Source organism: Caenibacillus caldisaponilyticus (genome assembly GCF_002003465.1).
Classification (GTDB): domain Bacteria; phylum Bacillota; class Bacilli; order Bacillales; family Sporolactobacillaceae; genus Caenibacillus; species Caenibacillus caldisaponilyticus.
On sequence record NZ_BDDQ01000055.1, the window covers coordinates 1 to 14,349 of the forward strand.

A 14,349-nucleotide genomic window follows, 5' to 3' on the forward strand; every position below is an offset into this window, starting at 1 on the left:
GCGCCGTGTTGATCGAAATGGACGAAAAATGGATATCGGGACGCAAATACCTGGATATGTCCGACTATTGGCAGTGGCGGAAAACGAAAGAGTTAGGCGTTCAAACGATGAATCAGGAAGTTTCGGCGATCAAGAAAGTGGGATAATTTCTTCGACGTGTCAAGGAGAACGTGAAATACCTCGGAAGCGAGGAGTTGCCGCGAAAGCGCCTTGACACACCTGTACTTTGACAACAATGATCATTAGTCCGGGAAGGCGACCGGCAGGGAGACTTGCCGGACTTACCTGCCATACGTCAGGTCATCAGGTCCATCTTTCTATCAAAGGGAAATTTACACAATAAAATGGACTTGACCGCAAAATCGTTCGCAATGGGTTAATCTAATATTAAATTTCTATCAAAATATCCCAAACGCTCGGATAGTTGGGATTTTCAGGGAATTCAAGCGGAGAACGCTGCGTGTGAATCGGTCGGTTTTAGCTTCCGCCGAAACGCATCAAGGAAATGCACAAGAAAAGAGGTGGTGGGCATGTCCAAGAAACGCATCGCGATCGTCGGCTATGAGGAATGCACCGTGGAAGCCATCGTCAGGCAGCTGCATGAAATCAGATTGCACGAGTATTTTGATATTGAAGGATTCGTCATAAGCGAGTTATACGAAAAAAAGATCGATCCCGGCACGCTGGTCGTTGCGACTAGTGCCATCGTGGAAATCATGGCGAAACCTTACCTGCCGGCTGAAGCCGAGGTCATTGTCGCCAAGCGGATGATCAATTTCGCGAATATCCGCGAGCTCTTTCAATTACGGCAAGGCATGAAGGTGCTGGTCGTCAGCAACATGAAAGAGGCGGTCGATGAGACCATCAAAATCCTGAAGGAATTGGGGATTCGCCTTGAATATGCCCCTTATTACCCCGGTGCGCCAAAACCGGATGCGGCGATTAAAGTGGCCATCACGCCCGGGGACATCAACCACGTTCCGGATACGATTGAGACGGTCATCAATGTCGGCGTACGCTTCTTGGATATTTCGACGATCATTGAGATTTTCCATAAATGCGCGATTCCCGACATGCCCTATAACCTTTTGTCCGCCAGATATCTGAATTCCTTGCTGTCGGTCACTTCCCAGCTGAGCGATGAAATCTTCACGACCAAAATGTTGCGCAACAGTCTCGAACAAGTCGTCGAGCATGTGGACGAAGCCTTGATTCTTTATACGGAAGAACGGAACATCCAATTCATTAACAAAAAAGCGGCGGACATATTGGGGATCGACGAGCGGGAAGCCGTCGGCCAAAAAATCGACGGCATCGGCAAACCGTCCTTTTTCAGGGCGATTCGGTCCATTGAAGAAGGGCTGGACGTTTTCAAGGAAATCGATCACGTCACCTATTACATCCGGAAACAGATGATTCATGTCGACGGCCGAATTTTCGGCACCCTCGTCTTGTTTCGGGAAGCGAATGAAATCCAAAAACTGGAGCATCGTTACCGCGAGCAAACTAAACGGAAGCATTTCGTGGCCAAGTATTCCTTTAAAGACATGGTGACGGCCAGCGATTCCATCCGGTCGATCATCCGCATCGCCAAAAAATTGGCAAAGAGCGACTCGACGATTTTGATTCTCGGCGAGACGGGAACGGGAAAAGAAGTGCTCGCCCAATCGATCCATCGCGCTTCGGCGCGCAGGGACTATCCGTTCGTCGGCGTCAATTTTTCGGCGTTTTCCGAATCCCTGCTTGAAAGCGAATTGTTCGGGTATGAAGGCGGCGCTTTTACCGGCGCGCGCAAAAGCGGGAAAAGCGGTTTATTTGAACAAGCCCATAAAGGCACGATGTTTCTCGATGAGATTGGGGACGCCTCCCCCGCCATTCAGCTTCGGCTGTTGCGCGTCCTTCAAGAAAAAGAAATCATGCGGGTCGGCGGCGAACAAGTCATTCCGCTCGACGTGCGCATCATCGCGGCGACGAACCGCGACTTGGAACGGCTCATTGAAGAAGGCAGGTTTCGCCAAGACCTGTTTTATCGGTTGAACGTGCTGCCCATCTATTTGCCCCCGTTGCGGGAAAGAAAAGAAGACATCGTCTTGCTGACGGATTGTTTTGTGCGCCAATTGTGCGCGGAGCTCGGGCGCCGACCGCCCCGTTTCAGCGAACGGGCGATGAAGGCGATGAGGGATTACCACTGGCCCGGCAATGTGCGCCAATTGCGCAATGTCATCGAATACTTGTTGCACGTCGTCGAAGACGATGTCGATGCTGAGCATCTGCCGTTCGTTTCCGGCATCCGGTTTGTCAATGCGCAAGACCGGAGCAGCGACCGGTTGAAATCACTGTTCGATGAAATCAAGCAAAAAGGGTTTTTGGACGACGTGACCACCATTTTATCCGCCTTAAACGACGGGGGAGAGGCTTCCGCCGGGCGGCCGGCGCTGCTGCAGTCGCTTTCCGAACGAGGGATCCGCTTGACGGATCAACAATTGCGATACAGGCAAAATTTGATGCGCGAATGGGGCTTGATTAAAATCCACCGGGGTCGCAAGGGGAGCACGATTACCGAAAAGGGCAAAGCCTTTCTCCAATACGTCGGCAAACGCGGCACGTGAGGGAGGGGAAACGGCGCGCGGCAGCATATTTTATCCTTTCGGTGACGTGCTGCACTGCCGCCGCCTCTCGGTCGGATTCCAAAATTAAACGGCTGCGCCGTACAGAGGGCGAACGCCGGCGGGAGATCCTATGTCTGACCAAGAATCGCCTCCCGGTGGAAGCAAAGGTTGCCCTCCGTTTACAAATTAAAGGGGGAGGATCAATCCTCCCCGATGATGCGCACTTCCGTTTCGAGTTTGACCCCAAATTTTTCATAAACGCGCCGTTTGATCTCGTCGATGAGCGCGAGATAGTCTTTGGCGGTCGCCCCGCCTTTGTTGACGATAAAACCGGCGTGTTTCGTCGACACCTCGGCGCCGCCGATGCGCAGGCCTTTTAAGCCGCACGCTTCGATCATCGGCCCGACATAATGCCCTTTGGGGCGTTTAAACACACTGCCGCATGAAGGGTATTCCAGCGGTTGTTTTTCCCGTCTGAGCCGCGTCAAACGTTCCATTTCCGCCTGAATGGCCTTGGGGTCGCCCGGCTTGAGATCGAAGGTGGCGGACAGCACGATCCAACGGTTTTTTTCAATATTGCTCGTGCGATAGCCCAATTCCAAATCGGCCGCTTCCACCGTAAAGATGTCGCCGTTCTCATCCATGACACATGCGCGCGTCAGCACATCTTTGATTTCGCCGCCATATGCGCCGGCATTCATGACGACCGCGCCGCCGACCGATCCCGGAATGCCGCAGGCGAATTCTAAGCCCGTCAACCCCAACTCTCTTGCCTTTTGCGACACGCTGATCAACGGCGCCCCGCCTTCGGCCGTGATTTGCGTGCCGGAAACGGTGATCGCCGAAAGATGGGGCGTGTACATCACGACGCCGCGAATGCCGCCGTCGCGCACAATAACATTGGAACCGTTGCCTAATACCGTCAACGGAAGGTCGCGATCCAATGCAAACAGCACGGTTTGACGGGCGTCCTCAATGGATCTCACCGTCGAGAAATAATCGGCGTTGCCGCCTAATCGGGTAAAGGTGTAATCTTTCAATGGGACATCGGTTCGGATGTCGCAATTCGGTAACATCGTCGTCCCTTTCATCGTTTCACCTTCTTACATTACGCTTCTGAAATAAAGAACCCGCTGAGAACCACCATAAAATTTTTATTGAAAAAAATCAATAAAAGCGTTAATCCCATTTTATAACAATTCGCAAGGATGGCTGTCTTTTCGGTCGTACACAGCCTTTTTTCTTTTGGAAAAAAAGGTGTCATTATCTTTTTATGACCGCACGGCTTTGGATGCTCGGGGCATCGCCGGTTTTTTCAAATGGTGACCGGCGCTCGCACTTCCGACGGCTTACAGCCATCTGTTTCGTCCTCAAATATCCTCTTTGGCTTGGTTTGAAACAATAAAAAAAGCGGGCGTTCACCATAAAGCTCTAAAGTTGAAAGTTTTCAACGAGTGCGGGAGAACGTGCCTCAACGCTGTTCTCCTTTTTCGTATGATAACGCTCCCGTTCGCCGGACGAGAAGCACGTTTTTCACAGGCATGATGAAAGGCCGCACCATACGCCGCTTTTTTCGCTGGTCTTCTAAACGTTCCCCCCGTTTTTTAGCGTGTTACGGGAAAGGATATATTTCCGCAACCGGCGTCATAAATCTGTTATGACCATATTCCTTCCTTTATTCAACCATCCTGGCGAAAAGGGGCATATTTTATGAACAACCGATCAAGGCCTCACCCTGGGTATGGTAATGTGCCTCAGGTGCGACCGATTTTGGCCCACGGGACGTCATGAGGGATCTAGAGAACCCCGACATGCTCGTTCCGCCGAGCACCGATGCCGGAACGATTCCCAACTTGAAGTTTTCCTTCTCCGACACCAACATGCAGTTGAACCACGGCGGCTGGTCACGGGAAGTGACGGTGAGGCAGCTGCCGATCGCGACCACGCTGGCGGGGGTCAACATGCGCCTGACGCCGGGCAGAGTGCGCGAGCTGCATTGGCACAAGCAAGCGGAATGGGCGTTCATGATTTCGGGGCGGGCGCGCATTACCGCGGTCGATCCGAACGGGCGGAATTTTATTGCCGATGTCGGCGTGGGCGACCTGTGGTACTTTCCCCCGGGCATTCCCCATTCGATTCAAGGGCTCGAGGAAGGTTGCGAGTTTCTGCTCGTCTTTGACGACGGTCACTTCTCCGACCTCGACACCTTTTCCATTTCCGACTGGTTTGCGCACATGCCGAAGGATGTGCTGGCGGCGAATTTCGGCGTCCCGGAAAGCGCTTTTGCCTATATTCCGACGGAGCAGCGCTACATTTTCCAATCGAAGGTGCCCGGCGCGCTCGCCGGCCAAACGGTGCCGGATCCTTACGACACGGTTCCCAAGCGCTTTACCCACCGGTTGCTTGCCCAGGAACCGATGGTGACCCCGGGCTGAACGGTGCGCATCGTCGATTCCACCAATTTCCCCATTACGAAGACCGTGGCGGCGGCGCTGGTGGAAGTCAAGCCGGGTGGTATGAGGGAAATGCATTGGCACCCGAATAACGACGAGTGGCAGTATTACCTCACGGGCACGGCGCGCATGACCGTGTTTGCGGCGAACGGCAAGGCGCGCACGTTCAATTACCGGGCCGGGGATGTCGGCTACGTCCCGTTCGCCTTCGGGCACTACATCCAGAATACCGGTGACCAAAGCTTATGGTTTTTGGAGATGTTCAAGAGCGACCATTTTGCCGATGTGTCGTTGAATCAATGGATGGCGCTGACTCCTCGAGAGCTCGTCGCAGACAACGTGCAGGCCACTCAGGAACTGATGAACGCGCTGCGGAAAGAGAAAGGCCGGTCGTTAAATACCCGGGCTTTCCGCCTTCATCCAAGCCGGCGGGAAGCGGCTGAAATCGGTGGCGTGCATCGACGGTTCGCGATGGGCTCTGTCCTGTGTGGCACATCCTTTTATTCATCTTAGGGGCGGGTCCCTAACTTTTTGGTCGCTTGCCAAAGCCCGGCCACCTGTCTAAGGCGCTGCCTGACGAGTTATAGATAAGGAGGGGAGGGGGCGTCATTCGCTTTTTGCTTGAGAGGGCGGCAGGCGGAAACATCCATGGCATAAAAAAATGAGGACAGATGTCCTGATCTTGAACATCGCATCCTCTTCATTGAACGATATCCCTATTTTTTGCGCCAAAAAGTGTCCTAACGGATGCCGTCCCGGCGTCCACCGCGCGGCATCGGCGTTAATCGAGCCGGCCGAGATCGGCCAATGTTTTGGCGTAGATCGCCGTCGCTTTTAATAGATCTTCGATTTCCGAGTATTCATTCGCTTGGTGGGCGGTCATTTCTTTTCCCGGGAAGCAAGCGCCGAAGGCGACGCCCGTTTTCAACAGCCGGGCGTAAGTGGCTCCGCCGGTCGTCAACAATGTCGGTTCAGCGCCGGTGATTTCGCGATAAGCGTTTTGCATGACTTGAATCATCGGGTGTTCCGGATCGACAAAATGCGGCTCGGTCTGGTGCACTTCATCGATGCGGAATCCGTAGGCTTCGGCGGCTTCCTTGATGACTTCGATCGTTCTCATGTAAGGGGTGTTCAAAGGGCAACGGATGTTGAGGCGGATGTGTCCGCTTTGGTTGCGGTGATATCGGAAAATGCCGGCATTGACCGTGAGCTTGCCCAATACGGGTTCCTGGTGGGCGATGCCCAGCTTTTGACCGTAAGGATCCAGATAGAGCTTGTCGTTGCAGAAATCGATAAACGCTTTATCCGCGCCTTGGAGGGGGACGGATTGCAGAAAACGGGCGAGTTCCAAAGCGGCGTTCACGCCGTTTTGCGGTTCCATCCCGTGCACCGTTTTTCCGTATACGGTCAAGATGGCGCCGTCATCGGTCGATTCCATTTCCCCGTCCAATCGGTTGGTTTTGATATATTCATAAAAAGCCGCCGCAATGTGTTCCACACGTTGCGTCCGCAGCTTGACGACCGCTTTTCCGGGCACCATATTTCCGCGGTCACCGGAAACAAACGATTCGATCGCGGCAACGTTCCGGTTTCCCGTCTCAAGGCCGCCCGTCGGCGCCTCGATGGCCAGAACGATGTTGATTTGCCCTTTTTCTGCATGGATGATGGGAAAATCGGCGTCGGGCGAGAAAGCGTAAACCGGTTCGGGTTCCACTTTTAAATAATGACGGACGCAGCGCATCCCGCTTTCCTCATCCGTGCCGATGATGAGGCGAATGCGGCGCTTCAACGGCACCTTCAATTCCTTAAGGATTTTGAGCGCATAAAAGGCGGCCATCGCCGGCCCTTTATCATCGATCGCGCCGCGAGCATAAAGCTTGCCGTCGCGAATGGCCGGTTCAAACGGCGGCGTTTCCCATTCGTCCGGATTGGCCGGCACGACGTCGATGTGCGCGAGCACGCCGACATAGTCCGGCCCTTCGCCCGCTTCGATGTAGCCGGCATAGCCGTCCAAATTTTTCGTCCGAAACCCCGCTTCTTCTCCAAGGTTTAACATGTATTCGAGCGCCTCGCCGACGCCGTTCCCCATCGGCCGCAAAGCATCGGCCGTATCCAAGTCTTTCACGCTTTTAATGCGCAGCAGGCCCGTCAAATCTTTTAGAAAAGCGGTTTTTCGGGCCTCCGCTTCCGCCAGCCAATGAATCGTTCCCATGTTCAAACCTCCCTATTTTTCTTCCATTAATTTTAGTAAGCAAAATCCATGCCAAAGAACGCCGGCTTCGGCCCGGTGACGAGGGACATTGAAAATCCGGCAATTTGGCTCAACGACCTCCATCCCGCATCCGTGAGACCGGTTTTTTTGGTGAACCAATAAACAGGAATGGTGAAAAATTGGTTCGTCAAGTAATAGCCAAAAATAAGAGGGTGGTCAAAAAGATCGTTTTAATTCTTTTATTTTCTACAATGTCCAAAGTTGGAACATTTCTTGCATATATAGTGGTGAACAAAAGTTTTTAGGAGGGTTATCGCGATGAGCAAGCGGAAAAAATGGCTGTTTTTACTCGTGCTGGCGGTCTGTCTCGTGCTGTCAGCATGCAATTTTTCCGGTCCTTCCAAAAAATCTTCGGAAGACGCCGGCAAACAAGCTTCGACGGCAGCCGGCGACAACAAGACGTTAAATCTTTATTTCAACAACGATATTCCTGATTTAAACCCGTTGAAAGCGACCGACATGATTTCCTTCTCCGTCTTGGGAAACGTTTTGGAAGGTTTGTATCGCTTGGATGCCAATCATAAACCGGTTCCGGCGATGGCCAAAGACGTGAAGATTTCCGATGATGGCCTGACATATACCTTTACGCTTCGAGACGGGATTAAATGGAGCGATGGGTCGCCCGTCACCGCTCAAGATTTTGTCTACGGCTGGTTGACTGAAATGGATCCGAAAACGGCGGATGCTTACAGCTTCATTTTGACCGACTATATCGTAAACGGCGACAAATTCAATAAAGGCGAAGTGAAAGCTGATGAGGTCGGGATTGAAGCGCCCGATGATCAAACGCTCGTCGTGCATCTTAAACAGCCGACGCCGTATTTTCTCAGTTTGACAACCTTTGCCAAATATTTTCCGATTAAAAAGGATTTTTATGAGAAAAACAAAGATCAATTCGGCAAGGGACCGGACAAGCTTCTCTATAACGGCCCGTATAAGCTGACAAGCTTTAATCCCGCTTCCGGCGTCACATTGGAAAAGAATGACCAATATTGGGACAAAGATAATGTCAGCGTCCCAAAAATTAACATAAAAGTCATCAAAGAAGCGAGCACGGCGCTCAACCTGTACAACGCGGGGCAATTGGATTATGTGCAGTTGTCCAGCGAAGATGTGAACCAATACAAGGACAATCCGGAATTCGGAACGACAACCAACTTCCGGTCCTATTACGTGCAGTTCAATTTGGGCGACAAAGTGCTGGCGAACGAAAAGATCCGCAAAGCCCTGCAATACGCCTACGATCCAAAGGTTCTTGAGAAGGTGATATTAAATAACGGTTCCAAAGCCGCGTACGGCCTCATTCCGCCGGGCATGGCGGGCGCAGGCGGCAAAACGTTCCGGGAAATGCAGGGCGATCTCATCAAACCCGACGTCAAAACCGCCAAACGGCTGTGGAAAGAGGGCGTGAAGGAACTCGGTGAGACGCCGAAATTATCGCTTCTGGTCTCCGATGACAGCGTCGATAAAGATACCGCCACTTTCCTGCAAAGCCAATGGAAGAAAAACCTCGGCGCGGAAGTGTCGATCGTCACGAAACCGTACAGCGGCCGGCTGCAAGCGATGCGGGACAACGACTACCAAATGGCGGTTTCAGCCTGGGGCGCCGACTACAACGACCCGATGACCTACATGGATCTATGGGCAGCTCCAAAGAACGCATTTCGCGGCAACTATGAGAACAAGGCATATATCGATCTCGTCTTGCAAGCAAAAAAAGAGAAGGATGAAGGCAAACGGATGGCGGCATTGCTCAAAGCCGAAAAGATTTTGTTGAAGGATGACGCGGTGCTTGCCCCCTTGTATTATCAAGGACAAGCCTTCATGCAAAAGGCCAACGTCAAAGGGCTCGTGTTCCATCCGTGGGGCAACCCGTGGGATTATAAGTACGCCAAGAAACAATAATCATGCTCAAGGCGCTTTGTCTCTTTTTCATCCACCTATTGCGTGACCTCCCTTTTCATAAAACGATCGAGCCGGCCAAAGAGCCGGCCGATCCCTTATTCTTGTGTTCCCGAAGGTGGTGAAAAGCCATTGAAAAAGTATGTGTTGATCCGATTGTTCAATATCGTCGTCACGTTATTCATCATCGCGACGTTGACGTTTTTCTTGATGAAACAGCTGCCGGGTTCGCCTTTTGATGAAGAGAAGCTGTCGGCTTTGCCCGAAGACGTGCGCACGGCGATCTATGAGCAATACGGGCTCAACGATCCGGTGTGGAAGCAATACATCAAATATATGGAAAATTTGGTGAAAGGGGATTTGGGCAAGTCGTTTTATTACAAAGACAAACCGGTCGCGCAAATCATCAGCGAGCGCATCGGTCCTTCGGCTTTGTTGGGCATTCAAGCGATCGTCATCGGCACCGCGATCGGCTTGATCCTTGGGATCGTCGCCGCTTTCAGGCACAATTCCTTTTGGGATTATACGACCATGATCCTCGCCGTTCTCGGGGTATCCATACCGAACTTTGTGTTTGCTGCGCTTCTGCAATATTTTGTCGGGCTGAAGCTGGGCGTGCTGCCGATTGCGTATTGGGAGAGTTATAAAAGCACGGTGCTGCCGACGCTCGCCCTCATGTTCGGCGTCGTCTCCGTCGTCGCCCGTTTTATGCGGAACGAGATGTTGGACGTCTTGAATCAAGATTACATGACGACCGCGCTGGCGAAAGGCTTGTCCTTGCGCGCGATCATTTTAAATCACGCGCTGCGCAATGCTTTGATTCCCGTGATTACCGTTCTCGGGCCGGTCATCGTCAGTTTGATCACGGGTTCTTTGGTCATCGAATCGATTTTTAGCATTCCGGGCATCGGCAGCTTGTTTGTGGAGTCGATCAAGGTGAACGATTATTCGATGATCATGGGCGTGACTTTGCTGTTCAGCACGCTGTTTGTTTTTGTCGTCCTCATCATCGATCTTCTGTACGGCGTCATCGATCCGAGGATTCGCATTGCAGGAAACAAGGAGTGACGGTGATGGGCATGGAAAAAGCGCATTTGACAGAAGAGTTTTTTGCGCCGATAGCTACGGATCCGAAAGGGATGGAAAGCGTCGCCCGCGATCCGTCGATCGGTTGGCGGGCGTCTTGGCGGCGGCTTAAGAAAAATCGTGGAGCCGTCATCAGCCTGGCCGTTTTGACCGTCATCATTTTACTCGCCATTTTTGGCCCGATGATGACACCCTACGATTACGCCCAAGCCGATTATGAGGAATCTTTTAAAACGCCGAGCGGAGATCATTGGTTCGGAACGGACAAATTCGGGCGCGACCAATGGGCGCGCATATGGGAAGGGACGAGGATTTCCCTTTATATCGCCTTGCTCGCCGCCGCATTGGATCTCGTCATCGGCGTCATGTTCGGCGCGATTTCCGCGGTGTGCGGCGGGAAAGTGGATATGGTCATGCAGCGGATTATCGATATCTTGGTCGGCATTCCCCACTTGATCGTCGTGATTTTGCTGATCTTATTCATGAAACCCGGCATTTTGACCATCTCGGTCGCCATGGTGATCACCGGCTGGGTCAACATGGCGCGGCTCGTCCGTTCGCAAATCTTTAAGTTGAAAGCGGAAGAATTCGTGCTCGCGAGCCGCGCGCTCGGCGCCGGCTTTTTCCGGACCATTTTCAAACACTATATCCCGAATACGGCCGGCCTGATTTTGATCAACTTGATGTTTACAATCCCGTCGGCGATTTTTACGGAAGCTTTTCTGAGTTTTATCGGCTTGGGGTTGCAGGAGCCACTCGCTTCCCTCGGCGTTTTGATCAACGACGGCTATCACGCGATGCAATCCCATTACTATTTGCTGTTTTTCCCGGCCGTCGTCATCGTGGCGCTCATGATCTGCTTTAATTTGCTCGCGGACGGCCTGCGCGACGCGATCGACCCGAAAATGAAAAATAAATAAGGAAGCAAGAAATACAAAGGTCTTCCTTCTGAATGGGATGGCAGCCATGGACCACGGGCCGTTCGGCATCGCCCCTTTTCCGCTTCCGGCGGCAGGCAAGTCCGGCGGTCCCGGCAGGTGCGGGATGGATTAAGGCGGCACGGTGAGCGGGACAGACACGCAAAATAATAGTCTATTGATTATAAAGGCCGTGGTGAACCGCGTTGTCACCACGGTGGATGATGTTCTTCCCCCAGCCGTTCATGGCACGCACAGGTGGCCTGCACGGTACCCAAATGCCGGATGTTCCGTCCGACAATTAGGGCGCTGGATTTTTTGGAAGTCGTCATTGCGAGTAAATGCTGTTCGATGTTCGCATTGGCGGCGATGTTTTCAAAGGAGCACAAAGGTCTTTTTTTCGTGATTCGCGGAAATGTTGATCCTTGCAGCCGCAAACCTTCGGTGAACCTTAGAGCTTGTTGACGGCTATTATCAAATCCAAGCGTCTAAATCATCCAGAGAAAGAAGTGTGCATACATGATCCGTGTTTATCGAGGCGAAATCGTTGAAAGCAGTCATCATGTTCACGTCGCGGTTGTTGATGCAAAAGGGAATCTCGTCTGGAGGAGCGGAGACGCGGAGCGGCCGACATTCATCCGCTCGTCGATGAAACCGTTCCAAGCCGTGCCGCTGGTTGAAACGGGCGCGGCGGCCCATTTTGATTATCAAATGCATGAATTGGCCATCAGTTGCGCCTCCCATAACGGCGAGGATTTCCATCGCCGTACCGTCCAAGGCATTTTGGATAAAATCGGCCTGGGGGTTGAAGATTTGCAGTGCGGCATGCATCCGCCGCGGAAACCGGGGGATTATGAAGCGCTTCTCCGTTCTGGAGGATCGTTGAGTCCCCTGTTTAGCAATTGTTCGGGAAAACATGCGGGGATGCTGGCGACGGCGGTCTATATGAAGGAAGATATTCAAACATACAGGGAAATCGGCCACCCCGTTCAGCAGCGGATTTTAAAAGCGATTTCGGAGTTGTTGGACACGGACGCCGATCAGATCGGGCTTGCCGTGGACGGCTGCGGCGTGCCGGTCCATTGTCTGCCGTTGCATCAGGCGGCGTTCGGGTATGCGCAGTTGGCCGCTGGCCATTCCGAACGGCATCCGCACCACGATGAGGCGTTGCGGATGATTCGCGACGCCATGATGGCGCGGCCGGAAATGGTCGCTGGGACGGATCGGTTTGACACCGACATCATGAGGCTGTTCCCGGGCAAGGTCGTCGCCAAGGCCGGCGCCGAGGGCGTGCAGTGCCTCGGACTCGTCGAAGCGGGGCTGGGCATCGCCATCAAGTGCGAAGACGGCAATCCCCGCGCGTTGAGCGCGGTGACATTGACCGTGTTGGAAGAAATCGGCTTCGCCGATCCGGCACCGGACGATGAAACATATCGCAAATACCGCCATCCGAAGATTACTAACATGCGCGGCGACGCGGTCGGGAGGATCGACGTGGAATTGGATTTACGCTCCAAATGACACTTGCCGGGTGTTTTTGATAGATTATTTTTTCAACGCGCCCGGGTTAATGGCCAAAGCGCGGGAGTGGCCATGAAACGGGACAAATGGCAGTGACTTTCAGCGACTCGCGGGAGCCGCCAGATTCGTAGGATGCCCGCCGTCTCGGTGGAAGCCGCCGAGACGGCGAAGGTTGAAGAGGGCTTTGTTTAAGGTCGTTTGCAAGCACAGGGGGACCGGCGTGTGTCGGCCAAAGGCCGTCCAGTGCGGATTGCATGCCATTTTAGCCTATGGTCTGTAAAAATGAATCTGACAGGAAATGACTTTAATGCGCGAATGAAAGCAGAGTGGGTTTTCATGAGCCAGCCGATGGAGCAAGCAAACAAGGGGTGCCGATACCGCTGTCGTTCAAGCACCGGCCGGCGCTTAAGCATTCCGTAAGTTTTTTTGAAAAAAGATATGTGATGCGTGGGGATGACCCGATGGATAGGAAAATGGCGGTGCTTTGATAATGCACGCCACGATCTGGCTGGCGCCGATCGTAAATAGCACTTTCATTCAGAGGAAAGCATCACTTTTTCATTTATTTTGTTTGGATGGATTTTTCCTTGTCACACCTATTAGATTTTTAAGTTGAGCAGGCTATTTTGCTGTATAATATATATAATAATGAACTGAGCGCAATTTTCTCTCCATTTGGGGTTATTAGATTTTAATTCAATATCTTTTTTGGATGAAGGAAACTTTGTTGTACCAAATCTTGTTATTCCGTTGTTGTTTCTTGTAGATTTTAAGACGATAGAGATCTGTCGTCGATCTCCGGTAGCGTTGAAAACCCGGGGGATCGACGACATTTTATTTTTGTGGAATTCCTTGATGCTGTATGGTATTTTGTATATCGAAAAAATTTTTGCTTGGAAAAAGGATTTTAACCTTGGATGAAGAATATTGATATATCGGCTATTTTTGGGGTTGATCTTACCTATGAGGAATTGAAACTTGTGGTTTCGACAACGGCGGCACCGGCGAAGTTTGGTTGATCTTACCTATGAGGAATTGAAACGATTTAGTTGAGCGGTTGCGCCGTCCGTTTCAAGGCGGTTGATCTTACCTATGAGGAATTGAAACCCCGCCAAAACAAGACCAGTCACCGAAATGAATTTACGTTGATCTTACCTATGAGGAATTGAAACCTCGGCACCGGTGCTATTTTTGGCACCCGTGCCACATGTTGATCTTACCTATGAGGAATTGAAACCATTTACAACGCCGTCTCAAAGTGATTTGAATCAAAGGTTGATCTTACCTATGAGGAATTGAAACTGTGATCGAAATGTGATCGGAGTGATCGGAATTGAAGTTGATCTTACCTATGAGGAATTGAAACCCGCATAAAAAGAAACCGTATATGTCGTGTCCGGCTTTGTTGATCTTACCTATGAGGAATTGAAACCCGCGACCCAAATTGTACAGTTTCACCTAAAGATTCACCGTTGATCTTACCTATGAGGAATTGAAACCGGAAGAGCTTAAATCCAATCATAATACCAGCAATTGGTTTTGATCTTACCTATGAGGAATTGAAACTCGGACGAAAACGAGGAATTGAA

The 14,349-nt window shown here is 51.8% G+C and carries 7 protein-coding genes, 2 pseudogenes and 1 CRISPR repeat array (1 of these 10 only partly in view); of the genes and pseudogenes, 7 read left to right on the forward strand and 2 right to left on the reverse strand.

Going from position 1 to position 14,349, the window contains the following annotated elements:
* Positions 1 to 146 (forward strand): annotated as a pseudogene (locus CCB157_RS18490) (IS256 family transposase); the annotation flags it as partial.
* A gap of 384 nt (positions 147 to 530) precedes the next feature.
* Positions 531 to 2,609, forward strand: coding sequence for a sigma-54 interaction domain-containing protein (locus tag CCB157_RS13885; protein ID WP_077616482.1), 2,079 nt, complete (start codon positions 531 to 533; stop codon positions 2,607 to 2,609).
* A 200-nt stretch (positions 2,610 to 2,809) separates the two neighbouring features.
* On the opposite strand, the gene murB is transcribed toward CCB157_RS13885, so the two are convergent.
* Positions 2,810 to 3,700 carry a UDP-N-acetylmuramate dehydrogenase gene (gene murB / locus CCB157_RS13890; protein ID WP_143287062.1) on the reverse strand — a complete coding sequence of 297 codons (891 nt, stop codon included), beginning with the start codon at positions 3,698 to 3,700 and terminating at the stop codon, positions 2,810 to 2,812.
* Between the two features lie 696 nt (positions 3,701 to 4,396).
* On the opposite strand from murB, the pseudogene CCB157_RS13895 reads away from it, so the two are divergent.
* Positions 4,397 to 5,505: pseudogene (locus CCB157_RS13895) on the forward strand (oxalate decarboxylase family bicupin).
* A gap of 338 nt (positions 5,506 to 5,843) precedes the next feature.
* On the opposite strand, the gene pepV reads toward CCB157_RS13895, so the two are convergent.
* Positions 5,844 to 7,274 carry a dipeptidase PepV gene (gene pepV, locus CCB157_RS13900; RefSeq protein ID WP_077616483.1) on the reverse strand — a complete coding sequence of 477 codons (1,431 nt, stop codon included), beginning with the start codon at positions 7,272 to 7,274 and terminating at the stop codon, positions 5,844 to 5,846.
* 318 nt (positions 7,275 to 7,592) lie between these two features.
* Here pepV and CCB157_RS13905 point away from each other — a divergent pair, with 318 nt between their 5' ends.
* The 4 genes from CCB157_RS13905 to CCB157_RS13920 all read left to right on the forward strand — a co-directional run bounded on the left by CCB157_RS13905 (position 7,593) and on the right by CCB157_RS13920 (position 12,760).
* Positions 7,593 to 9,239 carry a peptide ABC transporter substrate-binding protein gene (locus CCB157_RS13905; protein ID WP_077616484.1) on the forward strand — a complete coding sequence of 549 codons (1,647 nt, stop codon included), beginning with the start codon at positions 7,593 to 7,595 and terminating at the stop codon, positions 9,237 to 9,239.
* 129 nt (positions 9,240 to 9,368) lie between these two features.
* Positions 9,369 to 10,304 (forward strand): ABC transporter permease, encoded by a 936-nt coding sequence (locus tag CCB157_RS13910; RefSeq protein ID WP_077616485.1) that lies wholly within the window; start codon positions 9,369 to 9,371, stop codon positions 10,302 to 10,304.
* Between the two features lie 5 nt (positions 10,305 to 10,309).
* Positions 10,310 to 11,242: an ABC transporter permease gene (locus CCB157_RS13915; RefSeq protein WP_077616486.1), complete on the forward strand. Its 933-nt coding sequence runs from the start codon at positions 10,310 to 10,312 to the stop codon at positions 11,240 to 11,242.
* A gap of 516 nt (positions 11,243 to 11,758) precedes the next feature.
* Positions 11,759 to 12,760, forward strand: a complete 1,002-nt coding sequence (locus CCB157_RS13920; protein ID WP_077616487.1) for an asparaginase — start codon at positions 11,759 to 11,761, stop codon at positions 12,758 to 12,760.
* A gap of 950 nt (positions 12,761 to 13,710) precedes the next feature.
* Positions 13,711 to 14,349: direct repeats of the CRISPR family, unit length 29 nt; unit sequence GTTGATCTTACCTATGAGGAATTGAAACC; it runs 44 nt beyond the window's last position.

Coding starts and splice junctions, on each gene's coding strand:
- CCB157_RS13885 (WP_077616482.1), top strand. CDS start 531: ATGTCCAAGAAACGCATCGCGATCGTCGGCTATGAGGAATGCACCGTG.
- murB (WP_143287062.1), bottom strand. CDS start 3,700: ATGAAAGGGACGACGATGTTACCGAATTGCGACATCCGAACCGATGTC.
- pepV (WP_077616483.1), bottom strand. CDS start 7,274: ATGGGAACGATTCATTGGCTGGCGGAAGCGGAGGCCCGAAAAACCGCT.
- CCB157_RS13905 (WP_077616484.1), top strand. CDS start 7,593: ATGAGCAAGCGGAAAAAATGGCTGTTTTTACTCGTGCTGGCGGTCTGT.
- CCB157_RS13915 (WP_077616486.1), top strand. CDS start 10,310: ATGGGCATGGAAAAAGCGCATTTGACAGAAGAGTTTTTTGCGCCGATA.
- CCB157_RS13920 (WP_077616487.1), top strand. CDS start 11,759: ATGATCCGTGTTTATCGAGGCGAAATCGTTGAAAGCAGTCATCATGTT.